The following is an 18,343-nucleotide window of genomic DNA, read 5'->3' as shown; positions in this document are numbered from 1 at the left end:
GCCCCGGAGGAGAACACCATGAGCCGCAGCGACGTCCTCGTTGACGCCGACTGGGTCGAGGCCCACCTGAACGACGCCAACGTCGTCATCGTCGAGGTGGACGAGGACACGTCCGCCTACGACAAGAACCACATCACCAACGCCGTCCGGATCGACTGGAAGAGCGACCTCCAGGACCCGGTCCGCCGTGACTTCGTGGACCAGGAGGGCTTTGAGAAGCTGCTCTCCGCCAAGGGCATCTCCAACGACGACACCGTCGTCCTCTACGGCGGCAACAACAACTGGTTCGCGTCCTACGCCTACTGGTACTTCAAGCTCTACGGCCACCAGGACGTCCGCCTGCTCGACGGCGGCCGCAAGAAGTGGGAGCTCGACTCCCGCGACCTGGTCGACGGCAAGAACGTCCCGAACCGCCCGGCCACCCAGTACAAGGCCAAGCCCCAGGACGCCTCGATCCGCGCCTTCCGCGACGACGTCGTGGCCGCGATCGGCAACCAGAACCTGGTCGACGTCCGCTCGCCCGACGAGTTCTCCGGCAAGCTGCTCGCCCCGGCTCACCTCCCGCAGGAGCAGTCGCAGCGCCCCGGCCACGTGCCGAGCGCCCGCAACATCCCGTGGTCGAAGAACGCCAACGACGACGGCACCTTCAAGTCCGACGAAGAGCTGACCGCCCTCTACGAGGCCGAGCAGGTCGACCTGTCCAAGGACACCATCGCCTACTGCCGCATCGGTGAGCGCTCCGCGCTCACGTGGTTCGTGCTGCACGAGCTCCTGGGCCAGGAGAACGTCAAGAACTACGACGGCTCGTGGACCGAGTACGGCTCGCTGGTCGGCGTGCCGATCGAGCTCGGCGCGAACAAGTAACCAGCGGCACGCGTCGCCCCGTACGCGGAACCAGCTCTCTCTAGGACAGGACAGAGAAACATGTGTGGAGCACAGATCGGCGGGCCCGACCTCGCCACGCTCAAGCCCGGTGAGACCGCCATCCAGGGCCAGGTGACCAAGGACGGCGAGCCCGTCAGCGGTTACGTACGGCTGCTGGACTCGACCGGCGAGTTCACCGCCGAGGTCCCGACCTCGGCCACCGGCCAGTTCCGCTTCTACGCCGCCACCGGCTCCTGGACGCTGCGGGCGCTCGTCCCGGGTGCCCAGGCGGACCGTGCCGTCGTCGTCGCCCAGGCCGGCGGAGTGACGGACGTGGCGATCGCGGTCTGACCGCTGCTCCACGTACGACCGGCCGGAGGGCCGCACCCCAGGGGGTTGGACGCCACTGGAACGGGGTGCGGCCCTTCGCGCCGTCCGGGGACCGCCCTATTCTGGAGGTATGTACGCCAAGAGGCGCCGCGTCTATTTCCTGATGATGGGCGGCTGTCTGTTCCTCTTCGTCTCCGCCTGGGCGTTCGTGCGCCTGTGGTCGGTGGAGGCGGCCGTGGCGCTGTGCGTCGTGGCCATGGTGATCCCGCCGGTCGCCGCGATGACCGCGAACCGGCGCGGCCCGGACGACCGCTGGTGGGACGACCCCTCGGGCGATCCGAAGTCCGACGAGTGGTGGGACGAACTGGACGGGAAGCGCCGTCGGCAGGACCCCCACGAGGACCGGCGGGAAGAGTAGAACCTCGCGGTATCAAAATGTAATAAGGGTGCGCACAACTGGTCCCCGCCACGGGCTGTCTCCCCTCCGCGCGCCGGTATCGGACCGCCGCCTCACGTCCCGTGGGGGGACCACCCTTGGAACGAGAACAGACGCCGCCCGCGCCCCGGATACGGGGAGGGCGGCGCGCCGCGCTGCTCGTCGCGGGCGCCCTCGTGCTCGGCGTCGTCGCCGGTACGGTGACGGCTACGCCGTCCAGTAGGGGCGCCCGCCCACGCCGCTCCCGCCGCTGGCCCGGCAGGACCTGGCGATGCCGGCCCCGGTCGCCGCCAACGAAGCGACGACTGACCGGACGATCAACGCCAGCCGGTGGGACAAGGCGGACGAGGACCTGGCGAAGAAGCTCCTGGACGCCCCGGCCGGGGCGCAGGACGCGCAGTCGGGGTACGAGACGCGCTGCCCTCGTGCCCTTCCACCAGACGGTGGTCCTGCAGCGGCAGCTGCTCGGCTGAGCGCCGGTACGGGCTACCTCACACAGTGCGCCGGTTCCCGGGCCAGTAGGCTTGGGGACCGGCCCCGTACCGCCCACAAAACTCCGAGGAGCACCCCGTGCTTGAGGCAGTCTTCACCTCCCTGCTCATCCTGGTCTGCGTCGGCGTCCTCGCCTTCACCGGCCTCGCCGTGAAGAAGCTGTACCAGGGCCAGCGCTGACCGACCCCGTCCCCGGAACCCCTCACACAGATCGTCTGAGCAGCCACCCATGATCCAGATCCCGTCCGACCTGAACCCGGGCCTCGTCCCCCTCGCCTTCCTCCTCGGTACCTGGGAGGGCGCGGGCGTCTTCGACTTCCCCGGCGAGGAGAAGTGCAACTTCGGCCAGGAAGTCGTCTTCGGCCACGACGGCCGGGACTTCCTGGAGTACCGCTCGCGCACCTGGGTGCTCGACGCCGAGGGCAACAAGGTGCGGCCGCTGGAGGCGGAGAGCGGCTACTGGCGCATCGACGCCGACCGCAAGGTGGAGGTCGTCATGGTCCGGGACCAGGGCGTCGTCGAGATCTGGTACGGCGAGCTCGCCGACCAGAAGCCCCAGATCGACCTGGTGACGGACGCCGTGGCCCGCACCGCCGCCTCCGGCCCGTACAGCGGCGGCAAGCGGCTCTACGGGTACGTGAAGAGCGACCTGATGTGGGTCGGCGAGAAGGCGACCCCGGACATCGAGCTGCGCCCGTACATGTCGGCCCAGCTCAAGAAGGTCGTCACGCCCGAGGAGGTCGCCGAGATGGCGCGCAACCTCCCGGACATGCCGGACGACGGCATCGCCTTCTTCCGCTGAGCGGGCAGCCGCAGACCGTGCGAGAAGGGGACCGCGGGCCGAGCCCGCGGTCCCCTTCGCGCGCTTACACTGGCCGGGTGGTGAGCACCGAGAGCACCGAAGGCACCGACTGGAAGACCGACCTGCGCCGGCGCGGCTACCGGCTGACACCGCAGCGCCAGCTGGTGCTGGAAGCGGTCGACGCCCTGGAGCACGCCACCCCGGACGAGATCCTCGCCCAGGTGCGCAAGACCGCCTCCGGGGTCAACATCTCCACCGTCTACCGCACGCTGGAGCTGCTCGAAGAGCTCGGTCTGGTCTCGCACGCGCACCTCGGGCACGGCGCCCCCACCTATCACCTCGCGGACCGGCACCACCACATCCACCTGGTCTGCCGCGACTGCACCGAGGTGATCGAGGCCGATCTGGACGTCGCCGCCGAGTTCACCGCGAAGCTCCGCACCACCTTCGGGTTCGAGACCGACATGAAGCACTTCGCGATCTTCGGGCTGTGCGCCGACTGCGCTGCCAAGCGCCGCTCCGGCTCCGCCTGACGGGGCCGTACGCTTGGAGCCATGACCAGCAGCCCCTTGCTCCATCTCCCCGGCGCCGTACCGGCCGAAGGCCGCGACGAGGGCGTCGCCGCCCACTACGGAGAGCTGTACGGCGAACAGCGCGCCCTCGCGGACGGCCGGGGCTTCGTAGACCTCTCCCACCGCGGGGTCGTCACCGTCACCGGGCCGGACCGGCTGAGCTGGCTGCACCTGCTGCTCACCCAGCACGTCACCGACCTGCCGCCCGGGCAGGCCACCGAGGCGCTGATCCTCTCCGCCAACGGGCACATCGAGCACGCGCTGTACCTCGTCGACGACGGCGAGACGGTGTGGGCGCACGTCGAGCCCGGCACGCAGGAGGCGCTGATCGGCTACCTGGAGTCGATGAAGTTCTTCTACCGGGTCGAGGTCGCCGACCGGACGGAGGACTTCGCGGTCGTGCACCTGCCGGCCGGCTCGATCGCCGAGGTGTCCAAGGAGCTCGCCGTACGCGAGACCGCGCACGGCCGCGACGTGTTCCTGCCCCGCGGAGAGCTGGAGGCCTTCGACGCATCGCACGGTCCGGCCGCCGGGCTGCTCGCGTACGAGGCGCTGCGCGTCGAGGCGCACCGGCCGCGGCTCGGCCAGGAGACCGACCACCGGACGATCCCGCACGAGCTGGGCTGGATCGGCACCGCCGTGCACCTCCAGAAGGGCTGCTACCGGGGCCAGGAGACGGTGGCCCGCGTCCACAACCTGGGGAAGCCCCCGCGCCGTCTCGTCTTCCTGCACCTGGACGGCTCCGAGGTGCTGCTCCCGGCGCACGGGACGCCCGTACGGCTCGCCGCGGACGGGGAGGAGGGCCGCCAGCTCGGCTTCGTGACCACCGCCGTCCGCCACCACGAGCTGGGGCCGATCGCGCTGGCGCTGGTGAAGCGGAACGTGCCGGTGGACGCGCCGCTGCTGGTCGGTACGACGGCCGCCGCCCAGGAGGTCGTCGTCGCGCCGTAGCCGTCCGGTCCGCTAGATGTCGATGACGATGGTGAACGGGCCGTGGTTGGTGAGCGAGACGCGCATGTCCGCCCCGAACCGGCCCGTCTCCACCGTCGCGCCCAGCGCGCGCAGCTGCGCCACCACCTCGTCGACCAGCGGTTCGGCCACCGGCCCGGGCGCGGCCGCGTTCCAGGTGGGCCGACGGCCCTTGCGCGCGTCCCCGTAGAGCGTGAACTGGGAGATCACCAGCAGCGGGGCGTTCACGTCGCTGCAGGACTTCTCCGCTTCCAGGATCCGCACCGACCACAGCTTGCGGGCCAGCAGCGCCGCCTTCTCCGGCGTGTCGTCGTGCGTCACCCCCACCAGGACGCACAGGCCCTCGCCCACGATCTCCCCGACGGTCTCGCCGGCCACCACGACGCTCGCGCCGTCCACCCTCTGCACCACTGCTCGCATACCACCTGTGTACCAGGCGTGCACCCGTCCGGGGCCGATCGGGTGGCGTGGGACTGCGTCGGCACCGCGGTCAGTGGCACGATGCTGGAAGGCGGTGCCACCAGCACCGGTCGAGGGGACGGACACACAACGCATGAACATCTCTGGTACCTCCGTACCTGTACCCGCGTCATCGGCGGCCCGGCCGCCCGTCCAGCGCAACGGCGACGACCCGGGACCGACCATCCCGGCCACCGCGCTCGGGCTGCCGGAGCTGCGCGCGCTGCGGCGTGACGCACAGCGCGACGAGGCCGATCTGAGCTACGTACGCAGACTCCTGCACGGCCGCATCGACATCCTGCGCGCCGAGCTGGCGCGGCGTACGGATCCCGAGGCGCCGGTGGTGGACCGGCTCTCGGAGATCCTCGCGGACGCCCCGTCCAGCCGCAGCGCCTCGGCCCGGCACGTCACGCTCGGCACCCCGCAGAGCGAGGAGTCCCGGCTGCTGGCGGCCGAGATGCTGTCGGACGTGGAGCTGTCGGACCTGGGCGCCCGCACGGACGCCGAACTGCACGAGGCGATGGCCCGGCTGATCCGCTACGAGCAGCAGGTCTCGCGGCGCAGACAGCAGTTGCAGCGCATGGCGGACGACTCCATCGCGGAGATCACCCGGCGCTACCGGGAGGGCGAGGCGCAGGTGGACGACCTGCTGGCGTAGCGCGGCGCGCTGCTCGGGCAGGGGCGGCGACCGCGCGGAAAATCGGGCGACCCCGGCCGGGCGGCCGGTTAGCGTGGGCGGCTATGAGCGCTGACATCCGGCCGATAGCCGAAGCGGAACTCCGCGAGTGGGTCCAGACCGTGAACACCGGGTTCCTGATGGCGGCCCGGGTGAGCGACTCGGACGTCGCCCAGCGCGCCAAGTACGGCGACCTCGCCCGCACCCAGGGCGGCTTCGACACCGGCACCGGCCGCTGCGTGGCCACCTTCCGCTCCTTCGCCCAGCAGCTGACGGTGCCCGGCGGGGCGGCCGTGCCCGCCAGCGCGGTCACGAACGTCACCGTGCTGGCGACGCACCGCCGCCAGGGCCTGCTGACCCGGATGATGGCCGCCGAGCTGGCGGCCGCCCGGGACCGGGGCGACGTCGTGGCGACCCTGCTCGCGGCCGAGTTCCCGATCTACGGGCGCTACGGGTTCGGGCCCGCGACGTACACCTCCGAGTGGGAGGTCGACGTACCGCGCAGCGGGCTCGACCCGCACCTGTCCGGGCCCGCGGACGGCGGCCGGATCGACCTCGTGGACGGCGCCGAGGTGCGGCGGGTGGGGCCCGAACTGCACGAGCGGCTGCGCGCGGCGACGCCCGGCGCGGTCGACCGGGGGGACCGCTGGTGGGACCTGTTCACCGGCGTGCAGGAGACCTCCTTCCGCCCGTACCGGCCGAAGTTCCACGCCGTCCACCGCACTGCGGAGGGCGAAGTGGCGGGCCTGGCCACCTACCGCGTCGACGACCACTGGTCGGACGCGAAGATCCCGCAGAACACCCTGCAGGTACAGGATCTGATCGCGCTGACCCCGGCCGCGGAGCGGGCGCTGTGGCACTTCCTGTGCTCGATCGACTGGGTGCAGAAGGTGCGAACGGGCTACCGGGCCCCCGACGACCTGCTGGCGCGGTTCCTGCCGGACCCGCGCGCCGCCCGCCTGGTCACCGCCGCGGACTTCCTGTGGGTGCGGGTGCTGGACGTCGTACGGGCGCTGGCGGCGCGCACGTATGCCGTGCCGGGGGTGCTGGTCCTGGAGGTGACCGACCCGGCGGGCCTGGCCGACGGGCGCTACCGGCTGGACGCGGGCAGTGGCGAGTGCGCCCGGACCCGGGAGCCGGCCGATCTGCGGCTGGACGTCTCCGCGCTCGGATCGCTGTACCTCGGCGACGAGTCGGCGGTCCGGCTGGCGGCGCTCGGCCTGGTCGCGGAGGAGCGGCCGGGGGCGGTGGCGCTGGCGGACGCGGTGTTCCGCACGGCACGCAGGCCGTGGTGCCCGGACATGTTCTGACCGGCTCCCGGCGGGCAGGGCGGGCGGGCGGCGCCCGTATCGTCGCCGACGACATCGACACTGAGGACTGAGTACGTGGCCACACTGGTGGAACTCCTGCGCGCGGCCGGCTGCGTGTTCGCGGAGGAGGAGGCGGAGCTGCTGACGGCGGCCGCCCGGGACGAGGGGCACCTGGCGGAGCTGCTGGCGCGCCGGGTGGCCGGCGAGCCGCTGGAAACGGTCGTCGGCTGGGCGGAGTTCTGCGGGCTGCGCATGGAGGTGGGCGAGGGGGTCTTCGTACCGCGCCGGCGCAGCGAGTTCCTGGCGGGGCAGGCGGTGGCACGGACCGGTCCGGGCTCGGTCGTCGTGGACCTGTGCTGCGGGGTGGGCGCGCTCGGGGCGGCGGTGGCCTCCCGGGTCCCGGGGGTCGAGCTGCACGCGGCGGACATCGACGCGGGGGCGCTGGTGTACGCGCGGCGCAACGTGGCGCCGTACGGGGGCCGGGTGCACCGGGGCGACCTGTACGCGGCGCTGCCCGCCGCGCTGCGGGGTCGGGTGGACGTGCTTGTGGTCAACGCCCCGTACGTGCCGACGGAGGAGATCGCCTTCCTCCCGGCGGAAGCCCGCGACCACGAGCCGGCCGCCACGCTGGACGGCGGCCCGGACGGCGTGGCCGTCCACCGGCGGGTCGCGGCGCAGGCCGCCCGGTGGCTGGCCCCGGGCGGCCTCCTGCTGATCGAGACGAGTGCCCGCCAGTCCCCGCTGACGGCGTCGGCCCTGACCTCGGGCGGCCTCGCGGTGCGCGCGGTCAGCTCGGACGAGTTCCACGCGACGGTGCTGATCGGCACCGCCCCTGCGGCCGGTCGGGCGGGCGGTCAGGCGGTCGGCCAGCCGGCCCGCTAGGCCGCGGCCGGCGCCTGGTTGATGCGTACGAGGTTGCCCGACGGGTCGCGGAACGCGCAGTCGCGCGGTCCCCACGGCTGGTCGATGGGTTCCTGGAGCACCTCGGCGCCGGATGCCCGGACCTTCTCGAACGTCGCGTCGAGGTCGTCGCTGCGGAAGACGACCATCGGCAGGACGCCCTTGGTGAGCAGCTCCTGGAGCGCGTCGCCGTCGGCCGGGGAACGGCCCGCGTGCGGGTCGGAGATGACGATTTCGAGACCCGGCTGCGCGGCGTTGCCGAGGGTGACCCAGCGGTGGTCGCCCGAGGCGACGTCGTTGCGGACCTCGAGGCCGAGCGCGTCGCGGTAGAAGCCGAGCGCCTCGTCCACGTCGTTGACGGTGATGTGGCAGTACTGGAGAGAGATGTTCATGCCGCCCACGCTAGGGGGCGGCCGAAGGGCCCGCTTCTCGGATCCTGCTCGGCGTTTCCCTGGTGGGGCGCGTGTACACCTTGGCCACGCAGGCGGGCATCGCCGACACCGCGCTGTGCTCCCCGCTGCGGTAGGCGCTGGGGGTCTCGCCCACGATTTCGGTGAACCGCGAGCTGAACGAGCCGAGCGAGGTACAGCCGACGGTCATGCACGCGTCGGTGACGCTCATGCCACCGCGCAGCAGCGCCATCGCCCGCTCGATCCGGCGGGTCATGAGGTAGCTGTACGGGGTCTCGCCGTAGACCGCCCGGAACCGGCGGGAGAAGTGCGCCGGCGACATCAGCGCGTGGCGCGCCATGGTGGGCACGTCGAGCGGGCGGGCGTACTCCCGGTCGATCAGGTCCCGCGCCCGGCGCAGGTGCGCGAGGTTGGCGAGCTCCTGGGGATCCATCTCCCGAAGGTATCACTGGGAGCTATTGCAAGCGCCTGCTTGCAATAGTTAGCGGGCTGCGGCAGCATGGGGGCATGGCATCGCTCAACGTCGGAAACCTCGGCGAGTACCTCCGTGAGCAACGGCGGCAGGCGCAGCTCTCGCTGCGGCAGCTGGCCGAGGCGGCGGGGGTGTCGAATCCGTACCTGAGCCAGATCGAGCGCGGGCTGCGCAAGCCGAGCGCGGACATCCTCCAGCAGCTGGCCAAGGCGCTGCGGATCTCCGCGGAGACGCTGTACGTGCAGGCCGGGATCCTGGACGAGCGGGATCGCGACGAGGTGGAGACGCGGTCCGTCATCCTCGCCGACCCCTCGATAAACGAGCGGCAGAAACAGGTGCTGCTGCAGATCTACGAGTCGTTCCGCAAGGAGAACGCCTTCGAGGCCGATCCGGCCGGTGCCGACGACGAGAAGCCCCACACGAACTGACTGTGATCCGGGAGGACCAAGCACATGGCCATCGCCGATGACCTGAAGAAGACCCTCACCGACCCGACCCCCCTCTACTTCGCCGCCGGCACCGCCGACCTCGCCGTGCAGCAGGCCAAGAAGGTGCCCGGACTGATCGAGCAGCTGCGCACCGAGGCCCCCGCGCGCATCGAGGCCGTCCGGAACACCGACACGAAGATCGTGCAGGAGAAGGCCAACAAGGCGCAGGAGGTCGTCGCCGCCAAGTTCGCCGAGGTCCTCGGCGCGATCGACCCGAAGAAGCTGGGCGAGACCGCGCAGGACCTGGCGCTGCGCGGCGTGGGCGTGGCCGCCGAGTACGCGGTGCGGGCGAAGGAGACCTACGACAAGGTCGCCGAGCACGGTGAGCAGGCCGTCCGCGCCTGGCGCGGCGAGGTTTCCGAGGAGATCGTCGACATCGCCGCCGCCGTGGAGCCGGACGTCCCGGCGCAGGCCGGTCCCGGCGCCGGAACCGACGCGCAGGCGTCGTCCGCGTCGGAGTCCGCCTCCCCCTCGGCCTCCGCCGACGAGGAGAAGTCCGGCGCGCGGAAGCCCGGCGTCCGTAAGGCGCCGACGAAGAAGACCGCCGCCACGCCCGGCGACGAGAGCTGATCGCGGGACGAGTGGGGTGATGACGGACCGGGCACCTGGAAGGTGCCCGGTCCGTTGTCCGCTGTGAGGGCGGCCCTGCCAGTAGCGTGGAGGCAGGCGGTATCGGGCGGTATCAGACGGCGTACGCGGGAAGAGGCGGTCGGGCGATGTTGATGAACGGTTTCGACAACGGGGTGCTCCCGCTGCTCGGGTTCGCCATGCTGGCGCTCGCCGTGGTGGCGTTCGTCCTCGCGCTGATCGCGCGCGAGGACGCCTACCGGGCCGCGGAGAAGCAGACCAAGACCTTCTGGCTGGTCATCCTCGGCATCACCGTCCTCGTGGACTTCTTCCTCGGGATGCTGTTCCTGGAGATCGCCGGACTGGTGGCCACCATCGTCTTCTTCGTCGACGTCCGGCCGGCCCTCAAGCAGGTCTCGGGCGGCGGCGGCCGGCGCCGTGGCGGCAGCAGCAGCGACGGGCCGTACGGCCCGTACAACGGCGGCCGGTAGCCGGCCGCCCGTTCGTCAGCCGCCGTCGCGCGAGAGCAGCACCACCGCGACGTCGTCGGTCAGCTCGCCGCCGTTGAGCCGGCGGGCTTCCGTGACGGAGGCTTCCAGCAGGCTCTCGCCGCTCAGGCCGGCATCGAGGTGCCGGTTGATCATCTCGATCATGCCGTCCTGGCCGAGGCGTTCCCTGCCCTCGCCGACGCGGCCTTCGATCAGGCCGTCGGTGTAGAGCATCAGGCTCCACGCGCCGCCCAGCTCCACCTGTCGGCGCGGCCAGCGGGCCTTGGGAAGCAGGCCGAGCGCCGGACCGCTGCTCTCGTACGGCAGGAGCCGGGCCGGGCCGTCCGCCCGGACGATCAGCGGCGCCGGGTGGCCGGCCAGGCACAGACCGGCGTGGCGGCCGTCGGGGGAGATGTCCACCGTGCACAGCGTCGCGAAGATCTCGTCACAGGGGCGCTCCACCTCCAGGACCTGCTGGAGGGTGGCCAGCAGGTCGTCCCCGCACATGCCGGCCAGGGTCAGCGCGCGCCAGGCGATGCGCAGCTCCACGCCGAGGGCCGCCTCGTCGGGGCCGTGGCCGCAGACGTCGCCGATCATGGCGTGCACGGTGCCGTCGGGGGTGCGGACGGTGTCGTAGAAGTCCCCGCCGAGCAGGGCGCGGCTGCGGCCCGGCCGGTAGCGGGCGGCGAAGCGCAGGTCGGAGCCGTCGAGCAGCGGGTTGGGCAGCAGCCCGCGTTCCAGACGGGCGTTCTCCTGGGCGCGCAGTTTCGATTCTGCAAGCTTGTACTGGGCGATGTCGGCCCGCTTGCGTTCCACGGCGTAGCGGATCGCGCGGCTGAGGAGACGGCCGTCGAGTTCGTCGCGGAAGAGGAAGTCCTGGGCGCCCACGCGGACGGCTTCGGCGGCGCGCTCGGCGTCCGCTTCCGCGGTGAGGACGAGCACGGCGTGGCGCGGGGCGATGCGCAGCACCTCGCGGAGCGTGGCGAGCGGGTCGTCCTTGGCGCCGCCGGGCTGGGGCAGGGAGAGGTCGAGCAGGACGCAGTGCACGTCGGGCGTGAGGAGCCGGGCCGCCTCGGTGAGGTTGCGGGCGGTGCGGAGCCGGATGCGGTGGCCGTCGCCGTGGAGGATCTCCGGGACGGTGAGGTCGCCGGTGGGGTCGTCCTCGATGACCAGCAGGGTCAGGGAGGGCGCGGGGGCCGCCTGGGCCGCCGGGGCGGCGGGCCGGACCGGCCGGCCGGCCGGTGTGACAAGGGTGTCCCGCTGCCGCGGTACGGGTGCGGGCATCGTCTCCGGTTCCTTCGCTCCCCCCGAGGGTGCGCTCATGCGGTCGACCCTAGCGGGCCGGTGCGGGCGGGGGAACGGCGGCGCGGAGAGGAGCCCGCGTCATATGCCGTTATCGCGGGGAAAGCCCGGACGCCGGGATGACCAACGTCACGACGCGACCGGCCGGCGTCCCGCCCACCGAGACGCCGGGACGCGGGTACACGGGGACGCCGGGACGCGGGTAGGCGGGTACACGGGGATGCCGGGACGGCAGGTGCCGGCCCGGCCCGCGCCCGTCCGTCACGCGTCCGGGCGGACCACCGCCTTGATCGGCATCGAGCCCGCGCCCGCCAGCGTGACGTTGCGTCCCGGGCGCGGGGCGTGGATGATCGCGCCGTCGCCCACGTACAGGGCGACATGGCTGGCGTCGTCGAAGTAGATGATCAGATCGCCCGGACGCATGTCCTTGATCGCCACCTTCGGCAGCAGCCGCAGCTGCTCCTGCGAAGTCCGCGGAATGCCGCGGCCCGCCGCCAGCCACGCCTGCGAGGTCAGTCCGGAGCAGTCGTACGAGAGCGGCCCCACGGCGCCCCACACGTACGGCTTGCCCATCTGGGCGGTGGCGAACTGGATCGCCTTCTTCCCCGCCTCCGACGCCGTGCCGTTGATCTCCTTCAGGACGCCCGACGACAGCCAGGCCGTCTGCGCCTGGCGCTGCGCGTCCTGTTCCAGCTGGAGCAGCCGGGCCTTCTCCTCGGCCTCCAGCTTGCTCTCCAGCTCCTGAGCCGCCTTGATCTTCTCCTCGACCTGCTTCTTGGCGGTCTCCTGCTTGATCCGGTTCGCCTCCAGCGTCTGCCACAGCGCGCTCGCGTCCTTGGCGTACCGCTGGAGGTCGTTCTGCGTGCGGTTCAGGCCGGCGAGCAGGTCCGCGGTGGCCTTCTCGCCCTGGCGCAACCGGTCCGCGCCGTCCAGGTACTGGCTCGGACTGCCGCTCAGCGCGAGGCGCGCGCCCGGCGGCAGGCCGCTGGAGCGGTACTGCGCGCGGGCGGCGGCCCCCGCGCGGTCCTTCAGCGAGGCGATCCGCTCCCGGCCGGCCGCGATCAGCTTGGCGAGCTCCACGACCCGTTCGGACTGGGCCTTGGCCTCGCTCTCCGCCTGGTTGTAGGCGTCCGTGGCCGATCCGGCCTGGCGGTAAAGGTCGTCGATCTCCTTGCGGACCTGCTCCAGGGACTTGGTCCCGGGCTCCGGCGCGGTGGGCGCCGTGGGCGCCGCCGGCGCGACCGGCGCCGCGGAGGCGGTCCCCGAAAGGCCGAGGACCGGCGCGCTCGCCAGTACCGCCATCGCGCACAGCAGCGTGAGAGCGGATGCGCCCCATCGGCGCGCTCGCTTCACGGTCCCCATGGTTCCCCCCACGCACCCCGAGACAGACGGGACATCTCTCGACATCACATCTGACTATCCATCAGTAACTTATTGCCGCCTTCGGGATGGTGCCACGAGTGCGCGGATTCCGACACCCTCTGTGGACAACCCCCGCACCACCTGCGACCGCCCCGGCCGTACCGCGCCGCGGCACCCTCACCCCTCACGGCTCAACGGCCGGTCCCCAACACCGGTTCCCCGGTGGGCGATGTTCACCCCGTCGGGCGCAACGCCTCCCAGCGCACGGTCAGTTCCCCCTGCCGCCACCGCACCGGGCCGTCCGCGAGCGGCCAGTCGACGGCCAGCGCGCGCGCCGTGCGGATCCAGCGCTGCCGGGCCCCGTACGAGGCGTACGGAGCCGCCGCCGCCCACGCGCGGTCGAAGTCGCGCAGGAAGGAGTGCACCGGCTCGCCCGGCACGTTCCGGTGGATCAGCGCCTTCGGCAGTCGCTCCGCCAGGTCCGAGGGGCGCTCCAGGGAGCCCAGCCGGGTCGCGAAGGTCACCGTGCGCGCCCCCTCCGGGCCGAGTGCGACCCATACGTGGCGCCGCCCGATCTCGTCGCACGTCCCCTCGACGAGCAGCCCGCCCGGGGCCAGCCGGCCGCACAGCCGCCGCCACACCGCCTCGACCTGCTCCTCGTCGTACTGGCGCAGTACGTTCGCCGCGCGGATCAGCATCGGGGCGGCCCCGCCGTCCAGCGGGACCTCGAAGCCGCCGTGCCGGAAGCTGAGCCCGTCCCGTTCGTACGGCTTCGCCCCCGCCACCCGGGCCGGCTCGATCTCGATCCCGACCACCCGTACCGCCGGCGCCGCCTCCCGCAGCCGGGCCAGCAGCTCGACCGCCGTCCAGGGCGCGGCCCCGTAGCCGAGGTCCACCGCGACCGGCGCCTGCACGCGCCGCAGGGCGGCCCCGTGCGTGGCCGCGATCCAGCGGTCCATCCGGCGCAGCCGGTTCGGGTTGGTGGTCCCGCGCGTGACCGTGCCCACGGGGCGTCTGGGGGGCGGTGGGGCGCTGCGGGAAGCCATGCGCCGAGCGTATGCGGAGCGGGCGCGGGAGCGGAAAACCCGCGGGGCACCCCTGCCGACCCGCCGGGCGCCCCGCCGCTGACCTGCCGACCCGCCGGCCGGTTCCGCCGTCCCCGAAAAGACCCGCAGGAAATCCGTCCACCCCGGAATGCGGGACGCGTCCGTCCGGGTTGCACTCCTAGCAGGGCGCTGACCGCGCTCTACGAGCCATGCCCTACGTCAAGCCCCAGCGCGCCGTCCGAGCGAGAGGAACTGCTCCCTTGAGCCAGTACGTGTCCCGCCTCGGCGGCAGTATCAGCGGCCGCCTCGCCGCTGCCCGCTCGACCCGCCACGAGTCGCCCCGGCTGCGGCTCCCGGCCGTGGGCCACTCCCGCAAGCCCCGCCGCGTCGCCATGCTCAGCGTGCACACCTCACCGCTGCACCAGCCCGGCACCGGCGACGCCGGCGGCATGAACGTGTACATCGTCGAGCTGGCCAAGCGGCTGGCCGCGATCAACGTCGAGGTCGAGATCTTCACCCGTGCCACCACCGGCGGCCTGCCGCCCCGGGTCGAGCTGGCGCCCGGTGTCCTCGTCCGGCACGTGGACGCCGGCCCGTACGAAGGCCTGGCCAAGGAGGAGCTGCCGGCCCAGCTGTGCGCCTTCACGCACGGCGTGATGCAGGCCTGGGCCGGGCACCGCCCCGGCTACTACGACCTCGTCCACTCCCACTACTGGCTCTCCGGCCACGTCGGCTGGCTCGCCGCCGAACGCTGGGGCGTCCCGCTCGTGCACGCCATGCACACCATGGCCAAGGTCAAGAATGCGGCGCTCGCCGAGGGCGACACCCCCGAGCCCGCCGCCCGCGTCATCGGCGAGACCCAGATCGTCGCGGCCGCCGACCGGCTCATCGCGAACACCGCCGAGGAGGCCGACGAACTCGTCCGGCACTACGACGCCGACCCGGGCAAGGTCGCCGTCGTCCACCCCGGCGTGAACCTCGACCGCTTCACCGTCGGCGACGGCCGGGCCGCCGCCCGCGCCCGCCTCGGACTCCCGCAGGACGCCGTGATCCCCCTCTTCGCGGGCCGGATCCAGCCGCTCAAGGCCCCCGACATCCTGCTCCGGGCGGTCGCGGAGCTGGTCGACCGGGATCCGTCGCTGCGCGCGCGGCTCTTCGTACCCGTCGTCGGCGGCCCCAGCGGCAGCGGCCTCGCCAAGCCCGAGGGGCTGCAGAAGCTCGCCGCGAAGCTCGGCATCGCGGACGTGGTCCACTTCCACCCGCCGGTGGCGCAGGACCGGCTCGCCGACTGGTTCCGGGCGGCGTCGGTGCTGGTCATGCCCTCGTACAACGAATCCTTCGGGCTCGTCGCGATAGAGGCGCAGGCCACCGGCACCCCGGTGCTCGCCGCAGCGGTCGGCGGGCTGCCGGTCGCCGTCAACGACGGCGTGACGGGCATCCTCGTACCCGGACACGATCCGGTCGACTACGCGCGGGAGCTGCGCCGCTTCCTGGACGAACCGGAGCTCACCGGCCGCATGGGCGGCGAGGCCGCACGGCACGCGCAGTTCTTCGGCTGGGACACGGCGGCGAGCGGCACGGCGGACGTCTACACCGCGGCGATGCATGATCATCGCCGTCGCGTACGCTCCCACCATGGCTGACGCTGACACCGCCGCGATCGTCGAGAGCACCCTGTCCGAGGCCGGTCTGGACTGGGAGAGCCCGTCACCGGGCTCGTACGTCGTCCAGCTGCCCGGCACCCGCAAGCTGAGCACCACCTGCTCGCTGCGGGTCGGCAAGCACTCCCTGTCGGTGAACGCCTTCGTCATCCGCCACCCCGACGAGAACGAGGCGGGCGTCCACCGCTGGCTGCTGGAGCGCAACCTCAAGCTGTACGGGATGGCGTACGCGGTCGACGGCCTCGGCGACGTCTACCTGACGGCGCGGCTCCCGCTGAGCGTGGTCACCCCCGCCGACCTGGACCGCCTCCTCGGCACGGTCCTGGAGGCGGCGGACGGAGCGTTCAACACGCTGCTGGAGCTGGGCTTCGCGAGCGCGATCCGGCGCGAGTACGAGTGGCGCGTCGCGCGCGGCGAGTCCACCCGGAACCTGGACGCCTTCCGGCACCTGACACGCCCCGCCTGACGGCCGTCTTCCCGTTTCAGGCGACGGCCGGGTCCGGCCGGGACTGAACGGGGGCCGCCGTTGCCACGGGCGCCGGAGCCTCCGCCGGCAGCCGCCGCATCAGCAGCCAGTAACCGAGCCCGGCCACCGTCCCCAGCACCCCGGTCGCCCCCCACAGCCACCCGGCCCCCAGGCGGTCGATCACGTAGCCGGCCATCAGCGGAGCCACCAGCGAGGCCACCGCCCACGACAGCGTGTACATCCCCTGGTAGCGCCCCCGACCGTGCACCGGTGACAGCCGCGCCACGAGCCCCATCTGCGTCGGCGAGTTCACGATCTCGGCCAGCGTCCACACGCACACCGTCAGCGCGTACGCCCACAGCGACCCCGCGAAGGCGGTCAACGCGAACCCGTAGCCCGCGAGCAGCGCCGAGACCACCAGCAGCCGCTGCGGGTCCCGGTGCTCGATGAACCGGGTGACCGGGATCTGGAGCAGCACGATCAGCAGCCCGTTCGCCGCGATGACCAGCCCGTAGTCACCGGCCGAGAACCCGGCTGCGCCCATCGCCACCGGCAGTCCCACCGAGCCCTGGGTGAAGATCAGCGAGATCAGGAAGGACAGTCCGACGACCCCCATGAACCGCCCGTCGCGCAGCACCGTCCCCAGCCCGGTCTCCGGCTCGTCGTCCCCGCCCGCGGCCGCGTCCCTGACCGGCCGGGACTCGGGCAGCTTCGCGAACACCAGCACCGCGCACAGCAGGGTCAGCGTCGCCTCGCCCAGGAACCCGGCCAGGTAGCTGTACTCCGCCACCAGCCCGGCGGCCATCGCGCTCACGCCGAAGCCGAGGTTGATGGCCCAGTAGTTCAGCGCGAACGCGCGTACCCGGTCCTCCGGCCGCACGATGTCCGCCATCATCGCCGTGACCGCCGGGCGGGAGGCGTTCGAGGTCATGCCGACCAGCAGCGCCACCGCGGCGATCGCCCCCGGGTGCTCCATGAACCCCAGCAGCGCCACCGAGAACGCGGTCGAGAGCTGCGCGGCGAGCAGCGTCGGCCGCCGCCCCAGCCGGTCGGTCAGCACCCCCGCGACCAGCGAGGAGAGCACGCCGCCCAGCCCGTGCAGGGCCAGCACGAGACCGGCGAACGAGGCCGAATAGCCCCGGTCGATGGTCAGGTACAGGGTCATGAAGGTGGCGACGAAGGCCCCCAGCCGGTTCACCAGCGTGCTCGTCCACAGCCACCAGAAGGCCCGCGGCAGCCCCGTCACGCTCTCCCGCGCCCCCCGCGTCAAACGGCCCACCGACATACGGATTCCCCCCGGAAGGTAAGTGCCCCTACAGCTCTCCGCACCGTACGAGCGGGCGTCCCCGACCCGCCACCCAATTGACGCCGAGCGTCAATCGACCGGGGTCCGGCAAGGGCGTGAACGGGCCCGCGACCGCCGTGGACACCGAGCGCGGGCGCCCCGGGCCGTCCATTAGGCTCGTACGCATGGCCGACGCACCGTACAAGCTGATCCTCCTCCGCCACGGCGAGAGCGAGTGGAACGCGAAGAACCTGTTCACCGGCTGGGTGGACGTCAATCTCAACGAGAAGGGCGAGAAGGAGGCGGTCCGCGGCGGTGAGCTGCTCAAGGACGCAGGCCTGCTCCCCGATGTCGTGCACACCTCGCTCCAGAAGCGCGCGATCCGCACCGCGCAGCTGGCGCTGGAGGCCGCCGACCGCCACTGGATCCCGGTCCACCGCTCCTGGCGCCTGAACGAGCGCCACTACGGCGCGCTCCAGGGCAAGGACAAGGCCCAGACGCTCGCCGAGTTCGGCGAGGAGCAGTTCATGCTGTGGCGCCGCTCGTACGACACCCCGCCGCCGCCCCTCGAGGACGGTACGGAGTTCTCGCAGTCGGACGACCCGCGCTACGCGACGATCCCGCCGGAGCTGCGCCCGCGCACGGAGTGCCTCAAGGACGTCGTCGTCCGCATGCTCCCGTACTGGTACGACGCCATCGTCCCGGACCTGCTGACCGGGCGCACCGTCCTGGTCGCCGCCCACGGCAACTCCCTGCGCGCCCTGGTCAAGCACCTGGACGGCATCTCGGACGCCGACATCGCGGGCCTCAACATCCCGACCGGCATCCCGCTCTCCTACGAGCTGGACGCCGACTTCAAGCCCCTCACCCCGGGCGGCACCTACCTCGACCCGACCGCCGCCGCGGCCGCCATCGAGGCCGTCAAGAACCAGGGCAAGAAGTAACCCCGAGCCGCGAAGAGGCCCCCCGCCCGCCGGAATCCGGCG

Annotated in this window: 22 protein-coding genes; 15 read left to right on the top strand and 7 right to left on the bottom strand. The window is 72.5% G+C overall.

The window, feature by feature from the left end:
* Positions 1-18: 18 nt before the first annotated feature.
* From ACWGH1_RS29015 to ygfZ, 6 genes are all read left to right on the top strand, one after another.
* Positions 19-864, top strand: a complete 846-nt coding sequence (locus tag ACWGH1_RS29015; RefSeq protein WP_453355565.1) for a sulfurtransferase — start codon at positions 19-21, stop codon at positions 862-864.
* A gap of 60 nt (positions 865-924) precedes the next feature.
* Positions 925-1,215, top strand: coding sequence for a DUF1416 domain-containing protein (locus ACWGH1_RS29010; protein WP_453355566.1), 291 nt, complete (start codon positions 925-927; stop codon positions 1,213-1,215).
* A gap of 109 nt (positions 1,216-1,324) precedes the next feature.
* A complete protein-coding gene (locus ACWGH1_RS29005; protein WP_453355567.1) occupies positions 1,325-1,612 on the top strand; it encodes a DUF3099 domain-containing protein in 288 nt (95 codons plus the stop codon).
* Positions 1,613-2,351: 739 nt separating this feature from the next.
* Positions 2,352-2,924, top strand: a complete 573-nt coding sequence (locus ACWGH1_RS29000; RefSeq protein ID WP_453355568.1) for an FABP family protein — start codon at positions 2,352-2,354, stop codon at positions 2,922-2,924.
* 77 nt (positions 2,925-3,001) lie between these two features.
* Positions 3,002-3,457 (top strand): Fur family transcriptional regulator, encoded by a 456-nt coding sequence (locus tag ACWGH1_RS28995; RefSeq protein WP_453356230.1) that lies wholly within the window; start codon positions 3,002-3,004, stop codon positions 3,455-3,457.
* 21 nt (positions 3,458-3,478) lie between these two features.
* Positions 3,479-4,447 carry a CAF17-like 4Fe-4S cluster assembly/insertion protein YgfZ gene (gene ygfZ, locus ACWGH1_RS28990; protein ID WP_453356229.1) on the top strand — a complete coding sequence of 323 codons (969 nt, stop codon included), beginning with the start codon at positions 3,479-3,481 and terminating at the stop codon, positions 4,445-4,447.
* Between the two features lie 12 nt (positions 4,448-4,459).
* Here the strand turns inward: ygfZ and dtd are convergent, their stop codons facing one another.
* Positions 4,460-4,885, bottom strand: a complete 426-nt coding sequence (dtd, locus tag ACWGH1_RS28985; RefSeq protein ID WP_136213713.1) for a D-aminoacyl-tRNA deacylase — start codon at positions 4,883-4,885, stop codon at positions 4,460-4,462.
* 133 nt (positions 4,886-5,018) lie between these two features.
* Here dtd and ACWGH1_RS28980 point away from each other — a divergent pair, with 133 nt between their 5' ends.
* The 3 genes from ACWGH1_RS28980 to ACWGH1_RS28970 all read left to right on the top strand — a co-directional run bounded on the left by ACWGH1_RS28980 (position 5,019) and on the right by ACWGH1_RS28970 (position 7,792).
* Positions 5,019-5,582: an RsiG family protein gene (locus tag ACWGH1_RS28980; RefSeq protein ID WP_453356228.1), complete on the top strand. Its 564-nt coding sequence runs from the start codon at positions 5,019-5,021 to the stop codon at positions 5,580-5,582.
* An 83-nt stretch (positions 5,583-5,665) separates the two neighbouring features.
* Positions 5,666-6,910, top strand: a complete 1,245-nt coding sequence (locus ACWGH1_RS28975; protein WP_453356227.1) for a GNAT family N-acetyltransferase — start codon at positions 5,666-5,668, stop codon at positions 6,908-6,910.
* A 75-nt stretch (positions 6,911-6,985) separates the two neighbouring features.
* Positions 6,986-7,792, top strand: a complete 807-nt coding sequence (locus ACWGH1_RS28970) for a putative protein N(5)-glutamine methyltransferase (RefSeq protein ID WP_453409148.1) — start codon at positions 6,986-6,988, stop codon at positions 7,790-7,792.
* Here the strand turns inward: ACWGH1_RS28970 and ACWGH1_RS28965 are convergent.
* On the bottom strand, positions 7,789-8,202 hold the full coding sequence (locus ACWGH1_RS28965; RefSeq protein ID WP_453357412.1) for a VOC family protein: 414 nt from the start codon (positions 8,200-8,202) through the stop codon (positions 7,789-7,791). The genes ACWGH1_RS28970 and ACWGH1_RS28965 overlap by 4 nt on opposite strands.
* Positions 8,203-8,212: 10 nt before the next feature.
* The gene (locus tag ACWGH1_RS28960; RefSeq protein WP_453357413.1) at positions 8,213-8,653 is read right to left on the bottom strand and encodes a helix-turn-helix transcriptional regulator; all 441 of its coding nucleotides are present in this window, start codon (positions 8,651-8,653) and stop codon (positions 8,213-8,215) included.
* A 74-nt stretch (positions 8,654-8,727) separates the two neighbouring features.
* Here ACWGH1_RS28960 and ACWGH1_RS28955 point away from each other — a divergent pair, with 74 nt between their 5' ends.
* The 3 genes from ACWGH1_RS28955 to ACWGH1_RS28945 all read left to right on the top strand — a co-directional run bounded on the left by ACWGH1_RS28955 (position 8,728) and on the right by ACWGH1_RS28945 (position 10,238).
* Positions 8,728-9,120 carry a helix-turn-helix domain-containing protein gene (locus tag ACWGH1_RS28955; RefSeq protein WP_453357414.1) on the top strand — a complete coding sequence of 131 codons (393 nt, stop codon included), beginning with the start codon at positions 8,728-8,730 and terminating at the stop codon, positions 9,118-9,120.
* Positions 9,121-9,144: 24 nt separating this feature from the next.
* The gene (locus ACWGH1_RS28950) at positions 9,145-9,750 is read left to right on the top strand and encodes a hypothetical protein (RefSeq protein WP_453357415.1); all 606 of its coding nucleotides are present in this window, start codon (positions 9,145-9,147) and stop codon (positions 9,748-9,750) included.
* Between the two features lie 146 nt (positions 9,751-9,896).
* On the top strand, positions 9,897-10,238 hold the full coding sequence (locus ACWGH1_RS28945) for a DUF2516 family protein (RefSeq protein WP_453409147.1): 342 nt from the start codon (positions 9,897-9,899) through the stop codon (positions 10,236-10,238).
* A 15-nt stretch (positions 10,239-10,253) separates the two neighbouring features.
* Here ACWGH1_RS28945 and ACWGH1_RS28940 read toward each other — a convergent pair whose 3' ends face one another.
* The 3 genes from ACWGH1_RS28940 to ACWGH1_RS28930 form a co-directional block, all read right to left on the bottom strand.
* Positions 10,254-11,558: a PP2C family protein-serine/threonine phosphatase gene (locus ACWGH1_RS28940; protein ID WP_453354563.1), complete on the bottom strand. Its 1,305-nt coding sequence runs from the start codon at positions 11,556-11,558 to the stop codon at positions 10,254-10,256.
* Between the two features lie 240 nt (positions 11,559-11,798).
* Positions 11,799-12,899: an NlpC/P60 family protein gene (locus ACWGH1_RS28935; RefSeq protein ID WP_453354562.1), complete on the bottom strand. Its 1,101-nt coding sequence runs from the start codon at positions 12,897-12,899 to the stop codon at positions 11,799-11,801.
* Positions 12,900-13,132: 233 nt separating this feature from the next.
* A complete protein-coding gene (locus ACWGH1_RS28930) occupies positions 13,133-13,945 on the bottom strand; it encodes a class I SAM-dependent methyltransferase (RefSeq protein WP_453354561.1) in 813 nt (270 codons plus the stop codon).
* A 260-nt stretch (positions 13,946-14,205) separates the two neighbouring features.
* Between ACWGH1_RS28930 and mshA the strand changes: the two genes are divergently transcribed.
* Together mshA and ACWGH1_RS28920 are read left to right on the top strand one after the other, a co-directional pair.
* Entirely contained in the window at positions 14,206-15,588 is a 1,383-nt protein-coding gene (gene mshA / locus ACWGH1_RS28925; protein WP_453354560.1) for a D-inositol-3-phosphate glycosyltransferase, read from the top strand.
* Positions 15,581-16,072: a YbjN domain-containing protein gene (locus ACWGH1_RS28920; RefSeq protein WP_453354559.1), complete on the top strand. Its 492-nt coding sequence runs from the start codon at positions 15,581-15,583 to the stop codon at positions 16,070-16,072. The genes mshA and ACWGH1_RS28920 overlap by 8 nt, the downstream gene beginning before the upstream one ends.
* A gap of 16 nt (positions 16,073-16,088) precedes the next feature.
* On the opposite strand, the gene ACWGH1_RS28915 is transcribed toward ACWGH1_RS28920, so the two are convergent.
* Complete coding sequence (locus ACWGH1_RS28915) at positions 16,089-17,357, bottom strand: MDR family MFS transporter (protein WP_453354558.1); 1,269 nt, start codon at positions 17,355-17,357, stop codon at positions 16,089-16,091.
* A gap of 185 nt (positions 17,358-17,542) precedes the next feature.
* Here ACWGH1_RS28915 and ACWGH1_RS28910 point away from each other — a divergent pair, with 185 nt between their 5' ends.
* Positions 17,543-18,301 (top strand): phosphoglyceromutase, encoded by a 759-nt coding sequence (locus ACWGH1_RS28910; RefSeq protein WP_190187208.1) that lies wholly within the window; start codon positions 17,543-17,545, stop codon positions 18,299-18,301.
* Positions 18,302-18,343 lie beyond the last annotated feature (42 nt).

This window comes from Streptomyces sp. NPDC054883, assembly GCF_053610645.1.
This window is presented reverse-complemented; position numbering and strand designations above follow the sequence as displayed.

What these genes read in the sequence shown, in the direction of transcription:
- ACWGH1_RS29015 (WP_453355565.1), top strand. Translation starts at nt 19, where the DNA reads ATGAGCCGCAGCGACGTCCTCGTTGACGCCGACTGGGTCGAGGCCCAC.
- ACWGH1_RS29010 (WP_453355566.1), top strand. Translation starts at nt 925, where the DNA reads ATGTGTGGAGCACAGATCGGCGGGCCCGACCTCGCCACGCTCAAGCCC.
- ACWGH1_RS29005 (WP_453355567.1), top strand. Translation starts at nt 1,325, where the DNA reads ATGTACGCCAAGAGGCGCCGCGTCTATTTCCTGATGATGGGCGGCTGT.
- ACWGH1_RS29000 (WP_453355568.1), top strand. Translation starts at nt 2,352, where the DNA reads ATGATCCAGATCCCGTCCGACCTGAACCCGGGCCTCGTCCCCCTCGCC.
- ygfZ (WP_453356229.1), top strand. Translation starts at nt 3,479, where the DNA reads ATGACCAGCAGCCCCTTGCTCCATCTCCCCGGCGCCGTACCGGCCGAA.
- dtd (WP_136213713.1), bottom strand. Translation starts at nt 4,885, where the DNA reads ATGCGAGCAGTGGTGCAGAGGGTGGACGGCGCGAGCGTCGTGGTGGCC.
- ACWGH1_RS28980 (WP_453356228.1), top strand. Translation starts at nt 5,019, where the DNA reads ATGAACATCTCTGGTACCTCCGTACCTGTACCCGCGTCATCGGCGGCC.
- ACWGH1_RS28975 (WP_453356227.1), top strand. Translation starts at nt 5,666, where the DNA reads ATGAGCGCTGACATCCGGCCGATAGCCGAAGCGGAACTCCGCGAGTGG.
- ACWGH1_RS28965 (WP_453357412.1), bottom strand. Translation starts at nt 8,202, where the DNA reads ATGAACATCTCTCTCCAGTACTGCCACATCACCGTCAACGACGTGGAC.
- ACWGH1_RS28960 (WP_453357413.1), bottom strand. Translation starts at nt 8,653, where the DNA reads ATGGATCCCCAGGAGCTCGCCAACCTCGCGCACCTGCGCCGGGCGCGG.
- ACWGH1_RS28955 (WP_453357414.1), top strand. Translation starts at nt 8,728, where the DNA reads ATGGCATCGCTCAACGTCGGAAACCTCGGCGAGTACCTCCGTGAGCAA.
- ACWGH1_RS28950 (WP_453357415.1), top strand. Translation starts at nt 9,145, where the DNA reads ATGGCCATCGCCGATGACCTGAAGAAGACCCTCACCGACCCGACCCCC.
- ACWGH1_RS28945 (WP_453409147.1), top strand. Translation starts at nt 9,897, where the DNA reads ATGTTGATGAACGGTTTCGACAACGGGGTGCTCCCGCTGCTCGGGTTC.
- ACWGH1_RS28940 (WP_453354563.1), bottom strand. Translation starts at nt 11,558, where the DNA reads ATGAGCGCACCCTCGGGGGGAGCGAAGGAACCGGAGACGATGCCCGCA.
- ACWGH1_RS28935 (WP_453354562.1), bottom strand. Translation starts at nt 12,899, where the DNA reads ATGGGGACCGTGAAGCGAGCGCGCCGATGGGGCGCATCCGCTCTCACG.
- ACWGH1_RS28930 (WP_453354561.1), bottom strand. Translation starts at nt 13,945, where the DNA reads ATGGCTTCCCGCAGCGCCCCACCGCCCCCCAGACGCCCCGTGGGCACG.
- ACWGH1_RS28920 (WP_453354559.1), top strand. Translation starts at nt 15,581, where the DNA reads ATGGCTGACGCTGACACCGCCGCGATCGTCGAGAGCACCCTGTCCGAG.
- ACWGH1_RS28915 (WP_453354558.1), bottom strand. Translation starts at nt 17,357, where the DNA reads ATGTCGGTGGGCCGTTTGACGCGGGGGGCGCGGGAGAGCGTGACGGGG.
- ACWGH1_RS28910 (WP_190187208.1), top strand. Translation starts at nt 17,543, where the DNA reads ATGGCCGACGCACCGTACAAGCTGATCCTCCTCCGCCACGGCGAGAGC.